We start from the raw sequence: 23,816 nt of genomic DNA, 5'->3' as shown, positions 1-23,816 counted from the left end.
TTCCAACTTCCTTCAGCCCTTGCGCCTTGCACACCTCGCTACTCGCCGCGAGGCAGGGGTTATGGCGGCTTTTTGCCGCGCACAACCCCAGCCAAGAAGGAAAAACCATGAGCAACAGAAAGAAAATCCCCGCCGAAGCCCGCAAAATCGTCTTTGTGCCGCTCGGCAAATTGAAGAAGTCACCGAAGAATGTCCGCAAGGTGCCGCACACAAGTGCGGAGATCGAAGCGCTTGCCGCCAGCATCGCCTCACTCGGCATGCTGCAATATCCCGTCATCGAACCCGAACTTGGTCCGAAGGATAAACCGACCGGCCACTATCTGGTCAATGCAGGCGAAGGACGCCGCCTCGCGCAATTGCTTCGCGCGAAGCGCAAGCAGATCAAGAAGGACGAGCCGATCCCCTGCATCCTCGACACCGAGCACAGCGCGACCGAGATCAGCCTCGCCGAGAATGCTATCCGCTCAAATATGCATCCCGCCGACGAGTACGAAGCCTTCGCCGAGCTGCACAACAAGGAAGGTATGGGCGCCGAAGATATCGCCGCCCGTTTCGGCGTGACCCCTGCCGTCGTCAAGCAGCGCCTCAAGCTGAGTGCCGTAAGCCCCGCGCTTCTCGCGCTCTACCGCGAAGGCGAGATGAATCTCGAGCAACTCACCGCCTTCACCGTCACCGATGATCATGCACGGCAGGAAGAAGTCTGGGAAGCGCTTGGCTGGGACACTGGCCGCCGCGCCATCCTGCAAGCCCTGACAGAAGGACAGGTTTCCATCAGGGACCGCCGCGCTGTATTCGTCGGGGTCGATGTCTACGAAAAGGCCGGCGGCACCATCATTCGCGATCTTTTCGATGAGGAAGGCGGTTACCTGACCGATACGCCCCTGCTCAACCGGCTCGTGCGTGAAAAGCTGCAATCCGCCGCCGAAAGCGTCATGGCCGAAGGCTGGAAATGGGTCGAAGTGTCATCCGAGTTCGATTATCAGCGCGTCTCGTCCATGAGCACCATCGATACCGTGGCGAAGGAACTGAGCACGGACGATCAGCAGAGGCTAGAAGCGCTGCAAGAGCGGCTTGAGGCGCTTTGCAGCGAGTCCGAGCAGGACGACCCGTCCGAAGAAGCCCTCAACGAGATCGAACGCCTTGAACAGGAGATCGCTGCTCTTACCGAAGAGGTCTTTCGGGCTGAGGACATCGGTCGAGCCGGAGCGTTCGTTGCCTTGGGACGCGAAGGCGAAGTCCGCATCGAGCGCGGCTATCTTCGTCCCGAAGACGAGCAGCAGGAAGAAGGCGAGGGCGAGAGCGAGGACGAAGCCACGCCGAAGGCCGCGACGGAGGTTGAAGGTCTTTCCGCCGCCTTGGTCGCCGAACTGACCGCCCATCGCACGGCGGCGCTGCGCAACGATCTTGCAGATGCTCCCGAATTGGCATTGATCGGAGTGACCCATGCGTTGGCCGCGAAGGCGTTCTATCGTTTCGAGACCCTGTCCTGCCTTGGCATTACGCTCAATCAGACGTCACTGTCGGCAGGCGGGGTTGAGGAGAGCACCGCAGGGCAGGCGATTGCCGCACGGCATGAAGCTTGGGCGGCGCGGATGCCGGACGAGGGTGGGGCGCTCTGGCCGTTTGTGGCCTCATTGCCGATGGACGAACTAATGTCCCTGCTCGCGCATTGCGCATCCTTGTCCCTGAATGCCGTGCAGCGTCCGGGCGACGACTCTCGGGAAGGTGCCATCGAACATGCGGCAACACTGGCTAAAGCGATGCCGCACCAAATGAGCCGCTACTGGCAGCCGACCGTCAGCAACTATCTTGGCCGCGTCAGCAAGGAACGTATCCTTGAAGCTGTGCGCGAAGGCGTTGACGACGATGCCTCACGGCGGATCGTCAACCTCAAGAAGCAGGCGATGGCCGAACGTGCCCAGCAACTGCTGGCCGGGAGCGGCTGGCTGCCGCCCCTGTTCAAAGCCGCAGATGGCGCTGCCCGGATGGCAGCCTGATCGGGAGGAGAGCCGCGCGAGTGCGGCTCTCCTTTGCCTTTGCACAATCCGGCGCAGGCGAGGGTGAGGCGTTTGCCGTCCTTCGCCACCGCGCCGGGATTGGCGATCTCACATCGTTTCCGTTCAGCCTGCAAGGCGGCGCTCGCTGTCAACACCGAACGGGTGCCCGCCTACGGCCTGCCTCCCCATTACGGTTTTGACCGCTTCGCTCGTCCCGCCTTGCGCATCCGAACGGCAACGAGATCGCCAATCCCGGCGGTCTTCGAGCCGAAAGGACTTACCATGAAACTCCTCACCTCTACCCAGCGCCAGAAGCTGATCGAGAATGGCCGCCGTCAGGCCGAGGTCAAGGGCACGCCCGCCGAGATCGACTTCGAACCAGTCGTGAAGCTGTTCACCCCGGATGCGGCCGCTACATGGCTGTTGACCGAGATCGATCCGTCGGATGACACCGTTGCGTGGGGTCTCTGCGATCTCGGCATGGGCTTCCCGGAATTCGGGACGGTCAGCCTGACCGAGCTTGCCGAATACCGTGGCCGCCTCGGGCTCGGCATCGAGCGTGACCTGCACTTCAAGGCGCGCGGACCGATCTCGCGCTACATCGATGCGGCGAACAAGGCGGATCGTATCGTTGAAGATATCGATAGCTAGGGCTTACAAGGGAGGCGCTTTGCAAGCGCCTCCCTTGGTCATTCCTTGCGAATGCGCCGGGAGTGGAGGCGGTTGCCGCACGGACTTCGTTGCGACAATGGGCCGCTTCTTTTCCTCGTGTGCCCAATATCCTCTCAGCTGCTCGGGATATTGAAAGGACTTCTTGGTAAATTGACCCTGCCGGCAAACCAATCGAAATGGCTCAATCCGGAGAGAGGAGTTCCCGGCAACAAGGTCGATCACGGTCGGCCCCGTCATGTCATAGACGCTCGTGATGGTCCCCGACGCTATATTCTCCGCAATCTTTGCTGCGACGGCGGCGAGCGCGGGATGGGACGGCTCGGCGGCAAGAAAATAGTTGGTCAGCCGTCCGTCCTTCGCTCGCACGAAGAGTTCGGATTGGTCCGCGCTCAGCAGATATTCGGGCGACCAGGAAAATGCTGCGTCAACATCGAGGTAGACTCCTCCATTAGTGAGTAACACAAGAACGCGCCAAAGATCTGCTTTGGCAGCGCCAATCTGTAGGCTCAGGTAAGTCTCGACAAAATCTGGGTGGTGGCTCTTGATGAACGCTTCGCATTCCGGGTCATCGCAGAACCGAAACTCATGTGTTGGCGCTACCAATCGATTGAACAGATAGTTCACGTAGATCGAAAGCGTCACGTCGTGCGTATAGTTGGTCAGCCAGACAACGCGGGGAATTTGCCTTGGCGCGCGCGGCGACAGTAGCGGCGGCGACAGCGCGGGTATCCGGTAGCGTTTGTGCGGTCTGAGGCGAATATCCAGATAGAAGAACAGCTTCAGGATGTTTCCGACCAATTGCATGCAGTCTGTGCTGAAGCGCCGGACGGCAAGCCCGAACAAATGCGACCAACCGTGCTGCGCACCTCGACCGCAGGCGTTAGCTTCTTCTGCTGATTTGATGGTGAAACGGAATGGCCTGAAGTGTTGCAAGTCCTGCAAATGGCCATTGAAACAACGCGTCGGCGCGGGTTAAAGTTCCTAGCCATTTTGGTAACTGCACGCGCTCTCGCAGAAAATAAGGGGATTCCTCGTGCTGAAACACTTCAGGCCATTTTGTTTCAGGCGAGGGTGGGATGCTGGATCGTGCAGATGCCGGGATGAGTCTATTCGGGGCATCGGGCTGCCGTAAGTACCTGAACGCCGCCGAGCGGCGACGGTTCGCCAAGGCCGCCGGTCGAGCATCCACCGAAATCCGCCTGTTCTGCCTTACCCTTCTTCTAAGTGGCGGTCGGATCTCCGAGGTCCTCGCCCTGACGCCCGCCGCCATCGACCTCGATAGCTGCGTGGCCATCATCCGTACCCTGAAACGCCGCAAGCCGGGGGTGATACGGCAGGTGCCGCTTCCACGCAGTCATATCCAAGAGCTCGACCGTGCCTTCGGTATCCGCCGCCGGCAGCGTGATCCGCTGGAAGCCTCGATACGCCTCTGGCGCTGGAGCCGGACCACCGCCTGGCGGCGCATTAAGGAAATTATGACCATGGCCGAGGTTGGCAATACAGCCGCCATGCCAAAGGGCCTGCGCCACGGCTTTGGGGTTCACGCGAGCACAAGCCTCGTGCCGCAACATCTGATCCAGCGCTGGCTCGGGCATGCCTCACCCAAGACAACGGCCATTTATTGTGACGTTTGCGGCCCCGACGAAAGACTGTTCGCTGCGCTGATGTGGGGTAGCGGTCGCCGGGGGAGGCGGATCAGACGCGCGCCGCGGCATACGATATGATCGATCACCGACTCACCTGACAGATCGTTTTATGAACCTCGCTGACATTCTACCCGATGCAGACGCCGTGATCGCTTTGGAACCGGATGAGTTGGGCCTGCGCATCCTTCAAGTACTGTCGCGCTGGCCCGACCACGTGAGGCAGTTGGAGCTTGGCGTGTTCACGAATTCCGCGCTGGGCTCAACCAATCCGCCGAGCGGGCCTTATCCGACGAACAAACGAGGAGAGCTTGAACGGGCGATACGCGAGGCCTGGTATTGGCTTGAAGGTGCGGCCCTCCTGATCCCGCACCCCGGCTATATGGGAGCGCATACGCTCCGGGTTCTCAGCCGGCGTGCCCTCAAGCTTGCCGAAGAGCCCGATCCCATGCGGCGGCTTGGCGCGCGTCGGCTATCCAAGGAATCCTTGCATCCAAAAATCCGCGAGGATGTCTGGCAGCAGTATCATCGCGGAAAGCTCGACACCGCAGTGTTCGAAGCGATGAAGGCTGTCGAAGTCGCTGTGCGCGATGCTTCCGGCCTGACGACCAAGGATATCGGCACAACTCTGATGCGGAAGGCCTTCGATCCCGTATCGGGGCCGCTCACCGATACGAGTACCGATATGGCCGAGCGGGAGGCTCGTGCTCACCTCTTCAGCGGTGCCATCGGATCGTACAAAAACCCGCATTCGCATCGCTACGTCGCGCTTGACGATCCCGACGAGGCCGCCGAGATCATCATGCTGGCTAATCACCTGCTCCGTATTGTTGATGCGCGCACCCAAAAGACCAATGCAACTCCATAGGAGCGCGTTTCCGTCGGCGCCTCCTTAGTTCCTGTACCTCGCTGCCCTGCTCCTTGCACTATCCTCCCGCTCGGCGGGACGCATGTGCTGGGGCAGTTGCGGATGTCTTTGCTGCTGCCTCTTCGCATTGGCTGCGACGAATTGTTCAAGACCGGACATGATGATCGAAATTCCTTGGCCGCCGATCAGAACGGCAAGAATATCCCAGAACCACCACGCACCGTCAGGCCATACGAGCCAGATGGCAAGGCCGAGTATCAGGCCGCCGAAAGCGATCCAGATGAGAGCCTTCATGATATAGGCGATGTAGAGCACAAGGTTGGCAGTGCTGACGGCGGTATACATGCTGGTCCCTCGTGGACAGATCGATTCGGCGAAGCGTCGGGGACGCTCTTACAACGTCCTTTTGCTTTGCGACGTGCATTTAGTTGGGGACGCGCGGCGCTGGGGGCGGCAAGCGCAGCAGTTCTTCGAGCCAGGCGTCGTCATGCGGCGGTGGAATGACCGGTTCATACCTGCAGGAGCAGCACCGGACCGGAACGGAAGATGCGTTGGTGAAGTCGTGGCTATCTTCAAAGAGCGGATCGAGCCTCTGATCGCGAGATTCAAGCTGATCGAGGCCCTCGCATCCAAGCGCGATACCCCACCAGCCTGCCATGAATGCAACCACGTTCCACAGAGGAGCCTGCTGCGCCGGGCCTGTTGCGAGGTAGTAAGCGAGGCCGAGGAGAAGGGCCGCCGATATAACATGGCAAATGCTGTTTGCCACCTCGAAGGTGACCAAGGCCATGCGGATAGCAGTGTAATAGGAGTCGACGATCGCCTTGCGGAGCTCTGCGCGCGCTTGATGCTGAAACAAAAGATGCCTCCTGTTGAATGGATTGAAGTGCAGAGAGGATGAGCCTTGATGTCCGTGGGGTCGACTGAAGCGTGCAGTACCGGTGAGGAATGATCGGTAATGCGTCGAAGGCGCCCCTTGAAATGAAGGGAGGCTCGGCGAGGCCTCCCTTCAATCGTGTGCATCGGTAGTCAATCCTGGTTCGGCTTGCCGAGACGGCGCGCTTCCTGCTCCTCGATGTATTTGAGGAGCGTGGATTTGCGCGCATAGATCGTCGCGGTGCCGAGATGGAAGATGGGCAATCTTCCGCGCGAGACCAGATAGAACACCTTCCGCTGATATTTGGCGCTGCCGTAGAGGTAAATGGCGATTGCGCGAGCGCCCTCCAGAATGTCTTCCGGGAGCTGGTTGTTGTGCATGGCAGACATGGTGATGCATCCCTAGTTGGAAAGTGAATCAGGCAAGCGGTGGAGGCTGGTGGCCGTTGAGGGGCGATTTCCTCGGGCGGCCCCTCTTCCTGCGTGGTTCAGGCGCGGGTGGCTCAGGGTTGGGCCGCTCGCCGTTCGGAACGCCACGAGGCGGGCTCGGGGTCGGCGGCGGTTCGTCAGGTGGCAGATCTTCCGGTGGCCGCCGGGTGATGGCAGCCTCCAGATCCCGCGCTGCAGCGGACGTGCTCTTCAGATGCTCGCAGTAGAGAGCTACGGAGAGCCGGGTCGGGCATTGAGCGATGAACAGGATCAGGACCCAGAGCTCAAGTCCGATGCCAACAACATCGACCAATCCGATTCCAACAGCCACAAGGTTGTCCTCGCGGCTGAGCGTGCGCACCGCCTTGAGCCGCTCTAGAAATCCGTGGCCGATGTCGACAAAGCGAGGATCGCTTTCCGTCATCGTGCGGATGGCATTACCCCGGCTGGCAAGCTTGTCGGCGTACGCTTTCGCGGCGTCTTGGGCCTTCTTGTCGGCGGCGGCGCCTTTGGCCTCGTAGCCTTGCAGTGCCGACGTGGTCAGCATGCGAGCGGTTTCCGTGCCCGGACGCAGTTGCTGCCGATTGGACTGCCGCGCAGCCTCCCGTAGGTTCGCAACGTCCTGCGCGCGCAGTGCGTCGGTCCCTTTCTTGACTAAGTTGGCTTCGTCGGTTGCACGTTTGGCCGCCTCTTGCAGTGTCGCAAGGTCGCGATCGAAGGTCTTCGTGTTCTCCGCGGTGATCGCCGCGTTCTTCTCCGCCGAGAGCTTGGCCAGGTTGGCATTGATCTCAGACGCAAAGAAACTCTGGCCCGCGATCGAGCCGACGACGAGTGCCTGAGCGATGCCGACAACGGCTCGGGCGGTGAGGGCGGCATACCAGGTGATATCTTCGGAACGGGACCCGAGTTCGGCACCGACCTTGATCAATTCCTGCTTCCCGGCGTGATAGAGACCGCGCACATGGAGAAATGCGTCCATACGCAAGAACATGTAAGCAAATCCGGCCCCAGCAGCGGCATGCACGGGATTGAAGAGGCCCTGCGCGCCGAACACACCGTCAAGAGCAACTGTGACCGCAGCAGTCGTATAGGAAAACAGCGCAAGCTCCGCGGCTCCCCGATTTCGAAGGGCCACAACGTCGGACAGATTCCCGAATTGCTCGACGAGAGCTGTCTTCAGCCCGCCGAATTTGATCATTACCTTGTCGGATACGGCGAGCTTGAAAATCCGAGATACTCGGACTGGTGAGCGGTCAGGTGACAGGCCAGCATCAGGCGGCGGACCAAAAGGATCGAAAGTCATTGAAGGTCTCCAAGGAGTTGAGAGGCATGAGGGGTCCTTCCGAGCGTCACGGGGACGTCGGTTGATCGGAAACGGATCGCGCGGAAACGCGCGGACGTCTGATGGGAAGACGGGATCAGTTGGGAGGCGGCACGCGGATGGCTGCGCCGCCCGGCCATGCCCCCTCCGGTGGCGGGCCGTAACCAGCCATCAACAGCGCCGCCGGCGGGTATGCCGCGTTGCTACGCTTCCAGAGAGAGAGGCTTGGAATGGGAAGTGGGGTGGCTTTGGCCTTCATGGCGTCCTCGCTGAAAAAATGCGCAGGACGACTAATGATCATGCCGCTTCCGGGAAGGACAAACGGGAAATCGTTGTCCAGAGTGGGAAATGACTGGGAAAAAGCAAATTCTTTGGGTCGGTCCCGGATTTTTCTCAGCCAAGCCGGCTAGGCAGGTGACGGCACGGAGCGCGTCGACTGCGTCGGAAAGCCCTTGGGTGGCGCTGGTGCCGGGCGGCTTGTCTCTTCAGCCGTCATGGTAAATTGCTCCAAGACCTCGCCAGTCTTGTAGTCCCGTTCAATTTTGTATGGCCCGTCCTCCGGTCGGCGGTAGTACCGGCCATAAACCAGGTACTTTTCTTCGATCACGACACCACTGTCCCAAAGGAGCCAAGCCGGCCCCTCTTTTGGATCACGATGCAACACACCGTGTCGGTACCATTTCTGCTGAACGATCTCATCGTTTTGGTAATCGGTGACGGCAGGACCGTCTTCCCGGTGCAGCTTGCCTTTCCAATAATATTCTTCTGAATCAACGACGCCCAATTCGCGATGACGGTCGATCCGAGCCGGTCCTTCGTTTTCCGGACGATGGAGCTCTTCGTTAAGGCGATACTCCTGCCGCCAAACGAGGCCGGTCTTTTTGTCGAGCCATACGACATAATCCAAATCCCCATCCGACATGAAGTCTCCACCAGTAGTTGACGCTTCAATCTACAGTAGATGCATGTGGTGGACCAAGTGTTCGAAATGGTTTCATATATATATCTAGTATTTAGATGACATTTTACTTTCAGTTTCGCTGGCTAACACTGAAGTTAATTCGAACCTCAGCTCAGTGCTGTGTGTCGCGAGGCGGCTGTTGAAGAGTGCAAACTGCCCGATGATGTCGCTTGTCGCCAACGCAACCTAAGACAAAATGGGCTCTGTGATCCTCAACCAAAAGTTCTCATGCCGCCCGCCGATGAAGATCAGAACATTCCTGTCGCTGCTGGCTCCGGTCAGCCGGAAGCTTCAAGCGAGTCTGAGGAAAAGCGCGATCCCAACGCGGAGCGGGCGGCACGGCTCATCGGCTCAATTGTTAACGAGATGCGCGCGAGGGCAGCAAACGGTGAGATCACAAATGAAGACCTGAGAAACGCGTATACCAAGAACAATGAGATCGAAGAATGGTTCAGGCCCACGTCAGGGAAGAAGAGACTTCAGCCGAACGTCAACGAGTTGTCATTCAACCCTTCTGAGATCAAAACATATGGACATCTCTTCGGCGCGGGAGATTGGGGCCATCAGTACATTTCCTTGGATGGAAAGCGCGCAAAATCTTTGCCGCAGGTCAGGCACGTAAGAACACTTGGGGCGTCGCTCAAACTGCTCGGCATCTGTGATAAGACCGAAGCGCCATTACTGAAAGCGAAAGAGCCCGCCACATGGTTGCCGTTTCTCGAGAGCGCGCTAAAGGCGATTAATCCAGAGTTCGACGTCACGTATGGCGGGACGTTCGCAGCCGCATCGCCCCCCAGTCATGGCGCGAACGATCAGAAGGACAATGCCCAGCCTATCTCCTTGAAGACCGAAGGGGAGCAACCGAGGGAGGTCCCTGCATTTGAACTAGCTCAGCCGGCACCAAAATTTCTGGTTCAACATCTCCGCGCTATTGCTGCGGTCGCCGTAGTTGCTGTGTTGGTCCTGTCCGCTGCGATCATCAAGCGGTTTCCGGCGCCGCCGCCCAGGAACACCCCCATTGAAGCTGCTCCTGAGACCGCTTCACAAGGAACGGATCTCGCAGCTCCGGTACCAGCCGGCACAGCCCCATTTCTTTCCATCCTCGATCTCAAGGCCATGCTTGGCGCAGCCGCTGGCACCGACCAGAGCAATGCGAGCGCACTTCCAATCTCTAAGCTCGACCCGCGAATGGCCGAGGCCGAGCGACTCAGCGCCGCCGGTGACCAAGCGGCAGCAGATCGCTTAACGAAGGAGATCGGCGACGATTGGGCCCGCGCGGTTGTGGTTGGCAATAAAATCGGCGCCGAAACGCATCGTCAGCGGGGCGCTCACGCTTACGGCAATAGGAATTATGACGGGTCCATTGACGAATACTCCCAAGCGATCAATGCCGATGCGACGGCAGACGATTATCAGCACAGGGGGCTCGCCTATCAGGAGAGCCATAGGCTCGCGGAGGCGCTGGGCGACTACAGCGAGGCCATCCGCAGGGCGCCAGATACCTTTGCCAGTGCCTATAATAACCGAGGCAATGTGTACCAAGACCAAAATCCGGCCAACCTGGATGGCGCGATAAGCGATTACACTCAGGCGATAAAAATCGACAATCAAATGGCGTTCGCGTTTAACAACCGAGGCAACGCCTACCAACGAAAAGGCCTATACGACCTCGCGATGAAGGACTACCAGGAGGCCATTCGTCTCGATCCGGGATACGCCTATCCCCACAACGGTCTCGGTAACGTCTATGATCAACTCAACCAAACAGACAAGGCGATCGCGAGCTACAGCGCGGCGATCAAGATCAATTCCAATTATACAAGAGCCTTAATCAATCGCGGCTACGCTCAATTTGCCGCCAACAAGTTCGAGCAAGCTATCGCAGATTTCGACCGGGCCATCGATCTCATCAAGAAGTCTCCCGGTTTCGACAAGAATCTCGCTGCGCGCACCTACGCCGGCCGCGGGCTTGCTCTCAACATCACCTTGAAGCCCGACAAGGCGATCCCGGATTTCGGCAAGGCGATCGAACTCGATGCCGGGTTGGCCATGGCCTATGCCGGCCGCGGCTCCGCATATGGGGCGCTGCAAAAAGACGATCTCGCTTTCAAAGACTTCGCAGAGTCGATTGAGCGAGATCCAGCCGCAGTACCCGCCTATATGATGCGTTCAAGTCTCTATTCCGCCCGCGGAAAACTCGATCAGGCAATCGCCGACTACGACAAGATGATCAGCCTCGCTCCAGATCAGGCTTGGGGTTATTTCGGTCGGGCAATGGCGCGCGCCAGATTGAATGACAGGTCCGGATTCCTCGACGATCTTCAGAAGGCAGCAGAGCGCGCTGGGAACGACCCCGTGATATCGAGCTGGGCCGAGACGTATAAGCTGTTCTTCGATGGTGACTACGTTCATGCGCTCAACGCGATGGAGCCGATGTTCTCGGAGGCGCAGAAAAATAACTTGCTGATATTCCCGAGCGCGCTCATCTTGCGCGCACAGATTTATGCGGCCAAAGGAGACTTAGATCCAGCGATTGCAGATTACGACCACGCGCTGGAGGTCGATCCCCACAATTACGGGCTCTATCTCAGCCGCGGCAAGATCTTCGAGCAGAAGGGAGATGCCAGAAAGGCAATCGCAGACTATGGCCAAGTCCTGGAAAACGATCCGGCGAACGTTCCCGCGCTTCTGGCGCGCGGCAAAGCTCTGTACGAGAGCCATTCCGACACAGCGGCCGAGGCTGATCTGAACGCAATCATCAAGGGAACGCCATCAGGCCGGGACAGAGCCGAAGCCCATCTTTATCTTGGCCACATCTATATCGCGAACGATCCGGACCGAGCGATCAAAGAATATCAAGAGACCATCGACGCACGCGTCGGCGAGCTAAGCGTCGCTGCGTTGTTTAGCCGTGGACGTGCGTTCGATGCCAAGAAGGACTTTGACCACGCAATTCAGGACTATTCTGAGGTTTTGAAGGTTTCACCGCGATCGACAGATGTTTATGGTATAAGAGCACGCGCTTATCGGGCGCTCGGCCAGTTCCCTCAATCGATCTCCGATTTCACCGTCCAGACGATCAACGCCAAGCGCAGTCCGCGGCCGTGGGACAATCGTGGGGACACATACTACGCAGCGGGCAAGTTTCCGAAGGCTGTTGAGGACTACTCCCTCGCCGTCCAGGCCGACGATAAGTTCGTCGATGGCCATTTCGATTTGGGAAAGGCGTACTATGCTCTTGGACAATACGATCTTGCAGCTCAATCCCACGCCAGAGCTGCTGCTTTGGATCCGGGCAGTGTCCGGATCGCGTTGCGCCTTTATATAGCGCGCGTACGCGCCGGTGACGAAACCGCGAAAGGCAAACTCGAAGAGAGCGCGAAGCATCTGGACCAATCCGAACCGCTCTACCCAGTTGCTTCACTCTTTCTTGGCCGAACGCCTGTCGACGGATTGTCGGCGCCTCGTGACGAAGACGACCGTTGCGAGACCCAGCTCTACACAGGAGAGTGGTACCTTCTCCAGGGGAGCAAAACTAGCGCCGCACAAAGCCTCGGCGCCGCGCTCGTCACATGCTCGAAAGCGGACATGCCCTATTACGATGCGAAGATCGCCCTGGATCAGATGCACTAGCACTACTTTAGCAGAATGTGTTTGCGCCATTCATCTGGCCGTGGCCCGGAAAGACCTGCACCGCGTCGGAGCCGAACTCCTTCAAACACTTGCGCAGAAATTCTCGTGAACGTCCAGGTCGCGGCCGTCCCATTGCCCACCTCCGACTCCATGAAACACCTAATCTTGGTGTCCATCAAACCGGCAGCAGCTCCCTCGCCATTTGACCTTTCAGGTTTACACGGTAAAGTTTTGTTCTTGGCTTACTTATAAATGAGGGCGAAGATGCTTTCTAGGCGCAATGTGATGTTGGGTGGTCCTGTTTTGGTCGCGTCTGCAATTCTAGCGCCGACTAACGCAGAAGCAGGACTTGGAGGAATCTTCAAAAAGGTCGTAACCACAGCCGTTCAGGGCGCTACGTTCATCACAAACCCCGCGCAGCAAGTCGCCGCTGCCACGAAAGTCTTAGCTCCGCTTGTGAATCAAGTCTCGCCTGACGCTGGTCGCGCCGTAGAAATGGTGAACAAGATTGCGAGTAATAGTTCTACGCTTGAGGGGAGGCTGAGCATAATTGCGGGACTTGGAGTCACGCAAGGTCTGCCCCTTTTCGTAAATACCGGCTACACGCAGGAAGATGTTCCGACTTATGCAGAGCAATCCGCGCGTCCCATGTTTTTTTCATCCAGCGACGAAGCCGAGCTTCGGGCAGATCCAACTGCATACGTGGCTAAGAATGCTGAGCTTATTGCGGATCAGGTGAAGACGTTTCCATACGCAGTCATCGGCAAAAGTTATCTCGTTGACGCCGGCGGAGTGCTTCTTGATAGGATTGAGGGGCAAGCGCCAAAAGGAGCGGGCTTATACCCATCGGTGCTCAGTATTGGAAATCTCCTTAGGCTTGTCTCCATTTTTCGCGGTGTATGATGTTCAAGAGCCTGTTCGTCGTTTTGATTGTTCTAGCATTGGTGACGGAAAGCAAGGCGGCGGACTGTGGAAATGGAAGCCTCCAGTGCGCTCCGATGTGGGGATTGTATTTAGATCATTCGCTTGAGCGAAAATATCTCACGCAGCTATATGACAAGCTTGTTCGTGCGTCGGATAACGACCTTAGCAAGTTCTACAATGATGCCTTATCGACGGCTGTAAACGAGATTAAGAACAAAGCTGACGACAAATCCTTCAAGTTTTGGATTTTGGTAATAAACCCCAGTGCGACGGAACAGACGGCACATTTCCTTGTGCGTGCAGCTAACAACGCAACTGATCTCAGTGAGTCAGAGCTGAATTCCAGGTATCTGAATTGCGCTCTGGCTTCGGACCTGTGTCCTCCACCGGACAAAAATGTAAACGTCTTTGATCCAAAAAGCTCTCAAGACAAGGCGGTGGACGCTTACAATAAATTGCTAAAAGAACTGGATGACGGAGATGTCGTCGCCGAGACGAAGATTAGCGTTCCGCCTAATTCGGTTAAAGCGATCGGCATCGCCATTCCCGACGACGACGATAAAGAGCGCGTCGTGCTATCGCTACTCGGTGGCCATGCAGCTACAAGAGTTAAATTCGATCATCGCGATATTCTGCGAGTTGGATACGCCAACTAGACGGGTGCGGGCACAACGTCGGAATGTTTTGTAGTCTGTGGGTTTGGCTCTCGTGCGGCAGATTCGGCGTGCTAGTCTTGTAGGGATCAACAAACATCGAGCCCCAAAGTGGTAGTCTATCGTTCTCCGGGAATCAGGATTGACGAAGATTGCCTCAACCGCCTCGAAGGTTGGCTCGATGCGGCAGCTATTGAAACTCACGAAGCGGGCCATCAAGACGGTGGCGGCCCATTCAATGGCTACGAACGATCGCTCACGCATAGTGGCGGCATCCAAATTGTCTACCGGGATCTCAATCGAGGTCTGCTGTGCAAATGCTTACGGATGCTCGCATTTGGTACTGTATCATTATTTGGTCTTTGGATGACCTTCCCGATCCTGAACCTGTCTGGCAAGCCTATGTTCGCGGGGCTTACAGCCCTTGCTTTGGTCGACCTGCTCATTGTGCGCTTCAAGATCAAGGCAAGCCACAGCGTCGAAATCCGCCCTGACTGCATGATCATCGACGGCGAGGACATCTTCTGGGCCGAGGATATCGGCGACAACTGGCCCGAGTTGAAGCCGGACGAGGAAGACCCGACGAAAATGAGCATCGCCGGGATCTGCGGCACGCGGTTGATCGAATACATGACCGCCAATCGCATCGACGAAAATGACCGCACGCCCGAGGTGCTGATGGCTCATCTGCATGAAGCCATGGAACAGATGTGGGGGCGGCGCGAAGTGACCTTCGCGCCGGCTCCCTAGTTCAGTCCTCCCATAGCGAGCGGAGATCTTGGCGGCCGCGCGCGGCGTGCATTGCACGCTCGCGGATCATCTGCACCTCAGCATGCTCGAGGCGCAGCGCCGCTGCGGGCGGCATGCCTTCCATCAGTAGCAATTGGCTGTGACGCTGACGTGAGAAAGCCGTGCGTAACTCGAATGGGGCGATCAGCTTCTCCATCCGGCTCGCTGCGTACCGCAGCGTTTCCTCGTCGCCGTTTGCGAAGAATTGCAAAAGTCCGGCATTGCCGAGGAATGTTTCCCAGCCGGTCTTGTAATAGCGTTGAAGCTGCGTGATATCCTGAAGCACCACCCACAGCTTGACGCCAAAACCGGGGAAGTACGCAGCCGCACGCTCCATGATCTCCATATGACCAAGAGTCGCGAACTCCTCCATCATGAATAGGATCGGGGGACGCGTGCGCGGGTACGGCCCCATTCCTTCAAGCACGGTGCAGGCAAGTTGCACGATGAGCCTCAGCCAGCGCGAATGCTTTTCCATGCGGCCAACCGGCAGGCACAGGAAGATGGTGGCAGGCCGGTCGCCACGCAGCGCCGACAGACGGAAATCCGAGCGCCGCAAGATGCGGCGAAGCATCAGACTGTCGAGAAAGTCCGTCTGTGTTGCTGCCGTGCTGAACACACTGCCGCGCTCCGTCTGGGGGGTGTTGAGGAAACGGTTCGCGGCTGCCGCCGCAATCCCGCCGAAGCGATCGCCAAGCGATGCCATACGATTGAGGAGAGCCCGCACGGCAATCTTGTTCGCATCGAAGTATGCCTGTTTTTCCTCCTTGGACGCCTCGGCAAGCGCCTTGGCTGCCGCCACTTTCACGGCTTCCGCGAGCGGCTTGTATGTCAGGCACAACAGTTCGCGCACTGTGACGAGATTACGTTCCTCCTTCGCCAGTGATAACACCAAAAGAATGATGCCGGTCAGCAACGTGCGTGCGCTGTCGTTCCAGTGCTGTGAACGGCTGTCGCCATCAGAGACGACGAGCGCGTTTGTGATCGATGCGACATCATCGATGAGCGTCGGACTGGCAGGATCGAGTTCATCAAGGGGATTGTAGCATGCGCTGGTCTCGCCGGATTGACCGAATGGGTCGAGCGGGTAAACATCGTGGCCCATAGCGCGGCGGAAACCTGCCGTGCGTGCCAGTTCACCCTTCGGGTCAAGAACCAGAGCAGATCCTGAATAAAGGAAAAGGTTGGGTTCGAGGACGGTTGAGGTCTTTCCGGCGCGCGCGCCCGCGATCGTCACCATCGGGCGGTCATCCAGATAGCCAATAAACTCGTCGCCGAGCTTGCCCAAAATGATCTGACCGAACTCGAACCGGTAGCGCAGCAACTCACTTGGCGACATCCAGTAGTTCATACGCTCGCGGTCGACCTCGAGGCGGGGCAGCAGGACGCCGCGCGGGAGCGCCTTGCCGTACAGGTCCCGCGTCCTCGCATCGAAATTTGGCAGCGTTGGATAAGTCCGTAGCTGCACATCTCTCGCCAAAGTCCGCCATTTCTTCCGCTCACTTCTAAGCCAGTCAAACATGGTCACCTCCGTTGTTGACCGCTTCAGCGGTAACGGCCTTGCGAACCCACGTCGTTCGGAATCTCCGGGAATGTTCGGTAGCCACGTCTGACTAGTGGTGTGGGCGAAGACGGCGCCGAGTTATTGTTACTATCTTGCCTTCACGTTCCTTGACGCTTGGGCGTGGTCGCCTGTTGCTCATCTCCTTTTTGAGAAGCCCACGGGGCTTGAAAGACGCGGGTTCTATTGTCCCTTCCGCCGCTTGGCCCATCCCTCAAAAAAGACAGAAGCCTTTCGCTGCGCGAAGAGGGCTTTGCTTTTTTGACCTGACGGCAAGGGGAGGGCCGCGTCGGAAGGGCCAATCACGAACCGCATCAAGCCCCGCTGTGGGGCTTCTTTCAAAAAGGAGAAGTATCATGAGCAACAGTCAACCGGTTTTCATCGCCTATAGCGTCAAGGAACGTGAAGGCAAGCAGCCTATCTGGCGGAAGATCGGCGTCGCTTTCGCCCACACCAAGAAGCCCGGCTTCAACATCGAACTTGCGGCCTTGCCTGTCGGCGATCGCATTGTTCTGCTTGAGCCAAAAGACGACAAAGCCGAAGTCGAGGCAGATGCCGACAAGGGGGGCGCTCAATGAGCGCCCCTTTCTCGCTCGATACGCCTTCCAACATGCGCGACTTGCCAATGTTGAAGCGTCTCAGAGAGTTCTGGCGTCCTTACATGATGGACGGCGACGGTAGACCCGAGCCGTTCGCATGGGCCGCCAACGGCGGGTACGCCGCCTGTTTCGATCCCAATAGCGGTCGTGTCTTTGCGACCATCTGGCACGACGGATACGGGAAATTCCACCCCGTCGTCTTCGTTCCGATACGCGTGGCAACCCGTATCATTCGGTATGAGCCGGTGATCAACATTCGCTTGCGAGCGCTTCCTCGGATCGCAATCGAGCTGTTGCGTTTGAAGTGCAACTCAATGCGCGAAGCACAGGATGAACTCGAAAGGTGCCTTACCGCCTGGCGAGTTTTCTAGCACAGTTGCATCAGATCAAATGAAAGAGCTCGCCTAACCAGCGGGCTCTTTTTTTGTCAGAAGATATTCGGGCGGAATAATCGCGAATGTCTCAGATTACGAATCCTTTCGGTAGGTCTGACGAAGGTCGAAGTTTAAATTGGGCAAAAGGTAGCGAGTTGTGTTTCGCGGACCGCGAAACCTCGTTTAGGGGCCAATTCTTATGGCCCCTAAAAACCCAGGACGCATGCGCTCTGCAAAGAAAGAGAAAAATGGCCAGACCTCGAATTTCAAATCCGCGCAACATGCCGCTAAAACTGTATTTCACCGCAGGTGAGCTCGCGAGCATAAAAAGCCGTGCGGAAGCACTCGGCATGAGGCCCGTGCACTTCGGACGGGCGGTACTGCTCGCCGGCGGACATCTTGCTGTCCAAGCCGAACGCGCGTCGAGTGCTACAGGCCAGATCTTGGTGCAACTCTCACGGCTTGGTAACAACCTCAATCAGATGGTGCGTCATCTCCATATGACGAATGACCCATTGCCTGCCGATCTTGAACCCCTGCTCGCCGATATTCGCGCGATCCTTACTAGGGAGCAGCGACGATGATCCCGAAGATTTCCGGCAGCGGGTCGTCTTTCAAAGGTCTCTCCGATTATCTGATGCACGATCCGAAGGCACAGACCGATGAGCGCGTCGCCTGGACCCATACGCACAATCTCGCGAATGACTATGTGCCGGCCGCCGTGAACGAGATGTACATCACCGCAGAAAGTGCGGAGTGGCTAAAGCAACAAGCCGGCGTTCGCGCGGGCGGCCGTCCGACCGAAAATCCAGTCAAGCATGTAAGCCTCAATTGGGCTATCGAGGATAAGCCCTCGCGCGAGCATATGATCAAGACCGGCGAGGATTATCTCCGGCATATGGGCTGGTCAGATCACCAGGTCATCATGGTGGCACACCAGGACAAGCCTTATGCCCACCTTCATATGGTCATCAATGCCATTCATCCGGAAACAGGCAGGGCGCTCGACGACAGTTTAGAAAAGCGGCGCAGTCAGGAATGGGCGCTCAAATATGAGCTGAGGCAGAATCGCGTCCATTGCACAGAGCGGCTCAAGAATATGGAAGATCGCGAGCAGAATATGCCGCGCAATGTGTGGATGGATTTCAAGCCGAACGAGCAGGAATTTCTAAAATCAGAGAAGCAAATCCTCAATAATGCGGAAATTGAGCAGTACAAACCGGAAAATCGGCACAAAGCAGAGTGGGAAATCTTCAAGCAATATCAACGCGACGAGCGTGGTGAATTTATTGCCGATGGAAAAGCAAAATTCAAACAATTGCGCTCCGAAATTTACCGCGAAGTGCATGCCGATTTTCGGGAGCGCTGGGCTGAATATTATAAGGCCGAGAAAAATGGGACTGAGAATGCCCCTGCGCAGCTCGCCGCCGTAAAGGCCAAAATTGTTGCCGATGAAAAAGCCGCTCTTGAACCGAGGCGCGAAGCGGCTTTTAAGCAGCTTCGTGAGCAGCGTCACGTAGAAAGGGAAGCTTTAAATGCTCAACAGCGGGAGGTAAGGGCCGAATTCAGGTCAAGGCTCGAAACCGGCATGGATAATTCCGACTTCTTTGCCGGCTTGGCAGCGAAGCGGGACAATCGTGGTGCGGTGCAAGCAGGGTTTCGTGAAGCCGGCCATGAGACTACGTCGCGGCGGATTGACAATGTTGAGACGCCATTCGTCGGCAAGCTCATCGATGCCCGTCTCGAGCCGATCTCGCGAGAGCCGTTCCGGCCCGATGTCAGGCAGGGCCACGCCAGGGAAAAGGATGCGGGCAACTTCGCCAAGAGCCGAGCGTTCGGTGCTGTGAGCGGGCTTGCCGACGGCGTGTTTTCTTTCCTGACGAATCTCGGATCGGCTCCTCCCGCGCCTGTGTCCGCAGCGGAGAGGGCGGACCAGTTCCGTGAAGCTGCTGAAAATGCTCTCAAACAAGAACAGCACCGTGGTCGCGAAGAGGAGGACGCCGCCTGGCGCGAGCGGCAGAAGGTCCATACGCGCGAATAACCAAGGGGCCGGTCCAGCCACGACCGAGCCCCCAGCGATCCCGGCACCTAGGGCGGAAGAGCTGGATCGAGGAGCGAGACCTCTTTTGGTCTCTTCTCGTTACGGCCTATCCCAAGAAAGCTCCCAAATCGAATGGTTGGATTCGACGCCATCGTCAGACGATGGAGCACTGTTTGAGATCAATGCTGAATTCCGTAGGAAGCTTGCGGGTCTGCGCTTTCTGCCACGTCATGCCCGCGCGGGAGCCCGGCGCGAAGCGCGCGAATGGCGAAAAGCGGCCCTGAAGGCTCTTCGAGAAAGATGCGCTGCGGAGCGAGAGGCTGAACATCAACGGAGACGCCATATTCTGAACGGGCGTAGAGCCGGCAGGTACCGAGCCTATGAACCTTGATTATTCGGTTGCGTCGCTGAATCTCACTCGTCTAGAATCGGATTGGGAATATGTGGGAATGTTTTGCAAAGCATACTCCCCGCAAGAGGATTTTTGGGAAGCGCTCATTGCACGCGTGCTAGTTTGTTGCAGGAGTAGTCATCATGTCGATCCGCAAACGGACCTGGAAGAATGCCGACGGCACCGAAAGGACAGCGTGGTTGGTCGACATCATGGACGCCAACGGCCACCGCGAGCGCCGCCAGTTCGATAGCCGGCGCGAAGCCGATGCCTTCCGCATCTCTACCGAAGGCAAGATGCGCGACGGCACCTTCCGCGGCGACGCTTCGAAATTCACGGTGCAGGAGGCAGCGGATCAGTATCTGGATTATTGCGAGGGGCGGCGTCAGCGCGGCGAACGCATGACTCGCCACCACTACAATGTCATCGAAGGACATATCCGCAATTACATCTGCCGTGATCCCAAGCGCCACGCTGGAAGAACGCGCCCGGCGCGCCTAAAGGAATTCGATAGAGGTATCGCTGCCATTCGCCTGTCTCAGTTAACAGCGCGGTCTGTAGGCGATTTTCGCGACCGGCTGCGAGATGCCGGCGTCTCAATTGTCGTGACCCGCAAGATCCTGAGCACATTGCAGCAGCTGCTTCAGTATGCGGTCAGCCGAGACATGGTCGGCGTGAATGTCGCGCGTAGCGTAAAGGTCATCGGCAAGCGCGGCGAGGGCGCGCGCAAGATCGTGCCGCCCACCAAGGAGGCCATGCGAGCCCTGCTCGGCGTCGCCGATCAAGATTTTCGGGTAAAACTCGCCTTCGCGAGCTCGACCGGCGTTCGAGCCGGCGAGTTACATGCCCTGCGCTGGCGACACATCGATCTCGTGAAAGGTGAGGTCGAGGTCGAGGCGCGGGTCGATGCCTATGGCGAAGAAGGTGTGACCAAGACCGCCGCCGGGATGCGAGCAATCCCACTGTCGCAGTCGCTCATTCTGTTGCTCAAAGAATGGAAGCTGCGCACGAAGCGAAAGAAGGCCGAGGACCTGGTGTTTCCAAACCGGCGCGGCTGGTACACCGGCCATGACAACATGGTCAAACGAAAGTTCCTGCCCCTGTTCGACGCGCTTGAGGCGAAACACAAGGAAGACCCTGCCCAGCATTCAGAGGTGCCCGCGCGCTTCAACTGGCATGCGCTGAGGCATTTTGCGGTCTCATGCTGGATCGATGCCGGATTAAGCCCGAAGACGGTCCAGACCTTCGCCGGCCATAGCAGTCTTCAGGTCACGATGGACCGCTATGGGCACCTGTTTAAGTCCGACGACCATAGGAAGGCCATGGACGCGATCGCCGAAGACATGTTCGGCTGAGCCAATTGCCGACGAAACATTGTCACAACTGACGAAATGTATTGTCATTTCTCTGACAAATAGCGAGTATGGCTGCATACAACCTAATTTATTGCCATGCCCGCGAAGAACTCAGCCAGATCCGCTCTGGATATCATATTGGATTGGTCGCAGGACCGGCCGGAGTGGCAGCGCGACGCTTTGCGGCGAATTGTCGTCAACGGATCGCTGCAGGACGGTGATATCTCTGACCTCATCGCCCTGTGCAAGAAGGAGCACGGTGATACCGGCGTAAAGCTCATAGCAAAGCCGCTAATCAAGAGCGACTTGCCGGCGACCCCCGGTGCTGGGGAGTCGATCTCGCTTAGCTCCATTTCCGGCATTGAAGGAGTCAATCAGCTTGCGCGTGACCAGCAGCTACCCTTTGGTCCAACAGGTCTTACCATCATCTATGGCGACAACGGCGCCGGGAAATCCGGGTATGCCCGCGTCTTGAAGCGCGCATGTCGAGCCCGTTTCCCTGGTCAGATTATGGCTGATGCCTATGATCAGGCGAGCCCGAAGCTGGCGACGGCTGCGATTGGATATTTGCGCGGGGGCAAGGAAAAGCCAGCCGTGCAGTGGACGGACGATGACCAGCCTCATCCGACCCTATCCGCCATCAACGTCTTTGACCGCGATTGCGGTGCCGTTCATGTGCGCGAAAAGAACGAAGTGGCGTTTCGCCCGTTTGGCCTGGATGTTCCCGACGAGCTGGCCGGCGCATGCCAGCGCCTGAAAACCGCCTTCACGACCGAGCAAGCGTCGTTGCAAGCAGCGCGGGACGTGGTCTTCGCAAAGCCGACATGGAAGGGCACGACCGCAGTCGGCAAGATCATGTCCTCCTTGAATGCGGCCTCAGATCTTGGTCCCCTTGAAACATTGGGTAAGCTGAGCGCCAAAGAGCGCGACCGCCACAAACGGCTCGTAGAGGATTTGGCCAAGGATCCGGTGAAAGCCTCGTCCGAGCAGGCGCTCTATGCCGATGAGCTGCGAGCCCTTGCCGCGCAGCTCTCTGAGGCCGAAGGCCTAGCCAGCGACGCAACTCTCCAAGGTCTCCAATCGCTGCATGAGACGGCCAAGGGGCACCGACAGGCGGCAACTTTGGCCGCGACCAAGACGTTTGAATCGTCAGCACTCGGCGGCGTTGGTGACGCCGCCTGGAAAGCGCTGTGGGAGGCTGCGCGGAAATATTCGCAACAAGTTGCCTATCAGGATGAACATTTCCCAGCGTGCTCTCCCGATAAGCTGTGTGTTCTCTGCCAGCAATCCCTTTCGGTAGAGGCGCAAGGACGCATGACAGCCTTCGAGGCCTTTGTCCAATCAGATGTCGAACAACGGGCTGTCGATGTGGAGCGCACGTTTTCAGAAGCACTGAAGGGATTTGATCGGAGGCGCATTAGCCTCCACGGGACGGCGCGCCGCAAGCTTGCCATTGCGGACCCGGACTTGGGCCGAGATATCCTCGGCTTCCTCGCGAGCGCCCGCCTTCGTCGGCTCTTGTGCAGGCGCGCCATAGCGGATGGAAAACACCGCGAGATACCCAAGCTTCCGAACAGCTCGGCTAAACGGGTTCAGGCTCTCGAAACCGCAGCTCGTGACTACGCCAAAGAGCTTCTGGAAGCCGCCGACCTCAAGGGGCGTGCGCGCCTCGAAGCCGAGCGCGACGAACTGACCGATCGTATTGCGATTCAAACTCTCCTCGACAAAGCACGTATTGAAGTCGCGCGACTGCGGTCGCTCCAACTCCTGGCCGGCTGTGTAAATGACACAGCCACGACCGCCATTACGCGCCTCGGCAACACAATCGCCGACGAGGTGATCACGCCAAAAATGCGCGACAGATTCCAAGAGGAGATCGTTCGCTTGGCGGCCGACAAGGTTCGCGTTGAGATCGTGCGTGCTGGTGGAAAGTATGGCTCTCCGGTCTACCAGGTAAGGCTGTTTGCCAACAAGAATGCGCCCGTGCATAGCGTCTTAAGCGAAGGCGAACAGACCTGTGTGGCGCTTGCCGCGTTTATCGCAGAACTTGCTACGGCTCCCCACCAATCAGCTCTCGTCTTTGACGACCCGGTCACGTCTCTCGACCATCGTTGGCGCGATAGGGTTGCACAGCGGTTAGTTGAAGAAGCGTCCGTCCGTCAGATCATTGTCTTTACTCATGATCTGGTGTTTGTGAACGACCTCAATGATAAGGCCGAGCAGCTCAAGATGCCGGTGAAGCTCGTCTCACTTTCACGAGGCCCGTCCGGCACCGGCATGGTGGCCCAAGGCCTTCCTTGGATGGCATCCAATGTGCGGGATCGCGTCGATAAGATGGAGAAGGACGTTCGCGCTGCTAAGCTATTGTACGATAAGAACGACGAGGTTGCGTACAAGGAAGAAGTGCACAGAATCTATAGCAACCTGCGCAGCACATGGGAACGCGCCATCGAAGACGTCGCCTTTCACGGCGTGATTTCGCGCCACAGAGACTACATCAACACAAAGAACTTTCGGAAGGCGACGGTCCTCGCTGAGGCCGATGTCGACGCCTTCGAAAAGGGGTTTCAGAAGTGTTGTGACCTCACCGATGCGCATGATGGGTCACGGGGAAGAAACGCCGCACCGCCCACGCCTGACGAGATGCTCAACGACGTTCAGGCGGTGCGAGCCTGGGCCGACAGCCTTCGTCAGCGTCAAAAGGCAATCTCCTGAGGTGAAGGGGTAAT

The 23,816-nt window shown here is 57.8% G+C and carries 22 protein-coding genes; 14 read left to right on the top strand and 8 right to left on the bottom strand.

Features of this window, described 5'->3' with window-relative positions; translation table 11 throughout:
* Positions 1-107 precede the first annotated feature (107 nt).
* Positions 108-1,997, top strand: coding sequence for a ParB/RepB/Spo0J family partition protein (locus ACWAT4_RS37045; RefSeq protein ID WP_449729377.1), 1,890 nt, complete (start codon positions 108-110; stop codon positions 1,995-1,997).
* Between the two features lie 282 nt (positions 1,998-2,279).
* Positions 2,280-2,648 carry a DUF2958 domain-containing protein gene (locus ACWAT4_RS37040; RefSeq protein WP_449729376.1) on the top strand — a complete coding sequence of 123 codons (369 nt, stop codon included), beginning with the start codon at positions 2,280-2,282 and terminating at the stop codon, positions 2,646-2,648.
* Positions 2,649-2,651: 3 nt separating this feature from the next.
* Here the strand turns inward: ACWAT4_RS37040 and ACWAT4_RS37035 are convergent, their stop codons facing one another.
* The gene (locus ACWAT4_RS37035; protein ID WP_449729375.1) at positions 2,652-3,611 is read right to left on the bottom strand and encodes a glycosyltransferase family 32 protein; all 960 of its coding nucleotides are present in this window, start codon (positions 3,609-3,611) and stop codon (positions 2,652-2,654) included.
* A gap of 134 nt (positions 3,612-3,745) precedes the next feature.
* On the opposite strand from ACWAT4_RS37035, the gene ACWAT4_RS37030 reads away from it, so the two are divergent.
* Both ACWAT4_RS37030 and ACWAT4_RS37025 read left to right on the top strand, forming a co-directional pair.
* Complete coding sequence (locus tag ACWAT4_RS37030; protein WP_449729374.1) at positions 3,746-4,393, top strand: tyrosine-type recombinase/integrase; 648 nt, start codon at positions 3,746-3,748, stop codon at positions 4,391-4,393.
* Between the two features lie 31 nt (positions 4,394-4,424).
* On the top strand, positions 4,425-5,180 hold the full coding sequence (locus ACWAT4_RS37025; protein ID WP_449729373.1) for a TIGR02391 family protein: 756 nt from the start codon (positions 4,425-4,427) through the stop codon (positions 5,178-5,180).
* A 24-nt stretch (positions 5,181-5,204) separates the two neighbouring features.
* On the opposite strand, the gene ACWAT4_RS37020 is transcribed toward ACWAT4_RS37025, so the two are convergent.
* From ACWAT4_RS37020 to ACWAT4_RS37000, 5 genes are all read right to left on the bottom strand, one after another.
* The gene (locus ACWAT4_RS37020; protein ID WP_449729372.1) at positions 5,205-5,525 is read right to left on the bottom strand and encodes a hypothetical protein; all 321 of its coding nucleotides are present in this window, start codon (positions 5,523-5,525) and stop codon (positions 5,205-5,207) included.
* A 79-nt stretch (positions 5,526-5,604) separates the two neighbouring features.
* Positions 5,605-6,039 (bottom strand): hypothetical protein, encoded by a 435-nt coding sequence (locus ACWAT4_RS37015; protein WP_449729371.1) that lies wholly within the window; start codon positions 6,037-6,039, stop codon positions 5,605-5,607.
* Positions 6,040-6,209: 170 nt separating this feature from the next.
* Positions 6,210-6,446 (bottom strand): hypothetical protein, encoded by a 237-nt coding sequence (locus ACWAT4_RS37010; protein ID WP_449729370.1) that lies wholly within the window; start codon positions 6,444-6,446, stop codon positions 6,210-6,212.
* A 28-nt stretch (positions 6,447-6,474) separates the two neighbouring features.
* On the bottom strand, positions 6,475-7,788 hold the full coding sequence (locus tag ACWAT4_RS37005; protein WP_449729369.1) for a DUF4407 domain-containing protein: 1,314 nt from the start codon (positions 7,786-7,788) through the stop codon (positions 6,475-6,477).
* A gap of 424 nt (positions 7,789-8,212) precedes the next feature.
* Entirely contained in the window at positions 8,213-8,728 is a 516-nt protein-coding gene (locus ACWAT4_RS37000) for a hypothetical protein (RefSeq protein WP_449729368.1), read from the bottom strand.
* A gap of 267 nt (positions 8,729-8,995) precedes the next feature.
* Here ACWAT4_RS37000 and ACWAT4_RS36995 point away from each other — a divergent pair, with 267 nt between their 5' ends.
* The 4 genes from ACWAT4_RS36995 (at position 8,996) to ACWAT4_RS36980 (ending at position 14,727) form a co-directional block, all read left to right on the top strand.
* Positions 8,996-12,400 (top strand): tetratricopeptide repeat protein, encoded by a 3,405-nt coding sequence (locus ACWAT4_RS36995; protein ID WP_449729367.1) that lies wholly within the window; start codon positions 8,996-8,998, stop codon positions 12,398-12,400.
* A gap of 264 nt (positions 12,401-12,664) precedes the next feature.
* Positions 12,665-13,303 carry a hypothetical protein gene (locus tag ACWAT4_RS36990; RefSeq protein ID WP_449729366.1) on the top strand — a complete coding sequence of 213 codons (639 nt, stop codon included), beginning with the start codon at positions 12,665-12,667 and terminating at the stop codon, positions 13,301-13,303.
* Positions 13,303-13,980 carry a hypothetical protein gene (locus ACWAT4_RS36985; RefSeq protein WP_449729365.1) on the top strand — a complete coding sequence of 226 codons (678 nt, stop codon included), beginning with the start codon at positions 13,303-13,305 and terminating at the stop codon, positions 13,978-13,980. The genes ACWAT4_RS36990 and ACWAT4_RS36985 overlap by 1 nt, the downstream gene beginning before the upstream one ends.
* 108 nt (positions 13,981-14,088) lie before the next feature.
* The gene (locus tag ACWAT4_RS36980) at positions 14,089-14,727 is read left to right on the top strand and encodes a hypothetical protein (RefSeq protein WP_449729364.1); all 639 of its coding nucleotides are present in this window, start codon (positions 14,089-14,091) and stop codon (positions 14,725-14,727) included.
* A gap of 1 nt (position 14,728) precedes the next feature.
* Here ACWAT4_RS36980 and ACWAT4_RS36975 read toward each other — a convergent pair whose 3' ends face one another.
* On the bottom strand, positions 14,729-16,288 hold the full coding sequence (locus ACWAT4_RS36975) for a type IV secretory system conjugative DNA transfer family protein (protein ID WP_449729363.1): 1,560 nt from the start codon (positions 16,286-16,288) through the stop codon (positions 14,729-14,731).
* A 395-nt stretch (positions 16,289-16,683) separates the two neighbouring features.
* Between ACWAT4_RS36975 and ACWAT4_RS36970 the strand changes: the two genes are divergently transcribed.
* The 4 genes from ACWAT4_RS36970 (at position 16,684) to ACWAT4_RS36955 (ending at position 19,341) form a co-directional block, all read left to right on the top strand.
* The gene (locus ACWAT4_RS36970; protein ID WP_449729362.1) at positions 16,684-16,905 is read left to right on the top strand and encodes a hypothetical protein; all 222 of its coding nucleotides are present in this window, start codon (positions 16,684-16,686) and stop codon (positions 16,903-16,905) included.
* Positions 16,902-17,297 (top strand): hypothetical protein, encoded by a 396-nt coding sequence (locus ACWAT4_RS36965; RefSeq protein WP_449729361.1) that lies wholly within the window; start codon positions 16,902-16,904, stop codon positions 17,295-17,297. The genes ACWAT4_RS36970 and ACWAT4_RS36965 overlap by 4 nt, the downstream gene beginning before the upstream one ends.
* 251 nt (positions 17,298-17,548) lie before the next feature.
* The gene (locus ACWAT4_RS36960) at positions 17,549-17,884 is read left to right on the top strand and encodes a plasmid mobilization protein (protein WP_449729360.1); all 336 of its coding nucleotides are present in this window, start codon (positions 17,549-17,551) and stop codon (positions 17,882-17,884) included.
* Positions 17,881-19,341, top strand: coding sequence for a relaxase/mobilization nuclease domain-containing protein (locus ACWAT4_RS36955; protein ID WP_449729359.1), 1,461 nt, complete (start codon positions 17,881-17,883; stop codon positions 19,339-19,341). The genes ACWAT4_RS36960 and ACWAT4_RS36955 overlap by 4 nt, the downstream gene beginning before the upstream one ends.
* 154 nt (positions 19,342-19,495) lie before the next feature.
* On the opposite strand, the gene ACWAT4_RS36950 is transcribed toward ACWAT4_RS36955, so the two are convergent.
* Entirely contained in the window at positions 19,496-19,672 is a 177-nt protein-coding gene (locus ACWAT4_RS36950) for a hypothetical protein (RefSeq protein ID WP_449729358.1), read from the bottom strand.
* 260 nt (positions 19,673-19,932) lie between these two features.
* On the opposite strand from ACWAT4_RS36950, the gene ACWAT4_RS36945 reads away from it, so the two are divergent.
* Together ACWAT4_RS36945 and ACWAT4_RS36940 are read left to right on the top strand one after the other, a co-directional pair.
* Positions 19,933-21,087, top strand: a complete 1,155-nt coding sequence (locus tag ACWAT4_RS36945) for a tyrosine-type recombinase/integrase (RefSeq protein ID WP_449729357.1) — start codon at positions 19,933-19,935, stop codon at positions 21,085-21,087.
* 138 nt (positions 21,088-21,225) lie between these two features.
* A complete protein-coding gene (locus tag ACWAT4_RS36940) occupies positions 21,226-23,802 on the top strand; it encodes an AAA family ATPase (protein ID WP_449729356.1) in 2,577 nt (858 codons plus the stop codon).
* Positions 23,803-23,816 lie beyond the last annotated feature (14 nt).

The sequence above is a fragment of the Bradyrhizobium sp. T-1 genome, assembly GCF_053592855.1.
Note: the sequence above shows the minus strand (reverse complement) of the source record. Positions and strands in the feature narration are given on the sequence as shown.

Bases quoted from the DNA above. Each gene is read 5' to 3' on its own strand.
- ACWAT4_RS37045 (WP_449729377.1), top strand. From the start codon at position 108: ATGAGCAACAGAAAGAAAATCCCCGCCGAAGCCCGCAAAATCGTCTTT.
- ACWAT4_RS37040 (WP_449729376.1), top strand. From the start codon at position 2,280: ATGAAACTCCTCACCTCTACCCAGCGCCAGAAGCTGATCGAGAATGGC.
- ACWAT4_RS37030 (WP_449729374.1), top strand. From the start codon at position 3,746: ATGCTGGATCGTGCAGATGCCGGGATGAGTCTATTCGGGGCATCGGGC.
- ACWAT4_RS37025 (WP_449729373.1), top strand. From the start codon at position 4,425: ATGAACCTCGCTGACATTCTACCCGATGCAGACGCCGTGATCGCTTTG.
- ACWAT4_RS37020 (WP_449729372.1), bottom strand. From the start codon at position 5,525: ATGTATACCGCCGTCAGCACTGCCAACCTTGTGCTCTACATCGCCTAT.
- ACWAT4_RS37010 (WP_449729370.1), bottom strand. From the start codon at position 6,446: ATGTCTGCCATGCACAACAACCAGCTCCCGGAAGACATTCTGGAGGGC.
- ACWAT4_RS37005 (WP_449729369.1), bottom strand. From the start codon at position 7,788: ATGACTTTCGATCCTTTTGGTCCGCCGCCTGATGCTGGCCTGTCACCT.
- ACWAT4_RS37000 (WP_449729368.1), bottom strand. From the start codon at position 8,728: ATGTCGGATGGGGATTTGGATTATGTCGTATGGCTCGACAAAAAGACC.
- ACWAT4_RS36995 (WP_449729367.1), top strand. From the start codon at position 8,996: ATGCCGCCCGCCGATGAAGATCAGAACATTCCTGTCGCTGCTGGCTCC.
- ACWAT4_RS36990 (WP_449729366.1), top strand. From the start codon at position 12,665: ATGCTTTCTAGGCGCAATGTGATGTTGGGTGGTCCTGTTTTGGTCGCG.
- ACWAT4_RS36985 (WP_449729365.1), top strand. From the start codon at position 13,303: ATGTTCAAGAGCCTGTTCGTCGTTTTGATTGTTCTAGCATTGGTGACG.
- ACWAT4_RS36975 (WP_449729363.1), bottom strand. From the start codon at position 16,288: ATGTTTGACTGGCTTAGAAGTGAGCGGAAGAAATGGCGGACTTTGGCG.
- ACWAT4_RS36970 (WP_449729362.1), top strand. From the start codon at position 16,684: ATGAGCAACAGTCAACCGGTTTTCATCGCCTATAGCGTCAAGGAACGT.
- ACWAT4_RS36965 (WP_449729361.1), top strand. From the start codon at position 16,902: ATGAGCGCCCCTTTCTCGCTCGATACGCCTTCCAACATGCGCGACTTG.
- ACWAT4_RS36960 (WP_449729360.1), top strand. From the start codon at position 17,549: ATGGCCAGACCTCGAATTTCAAATCCGCGCAACATGCCGCTAAAACTG.
- ACWAT4_RS36955 (WP_449729359.1), top strand. From the start codon at position 17,881: ATGATCCCGAAGATTTCCGGCAGCGGGTCGTCTTTCAAAGGTCTCTCC.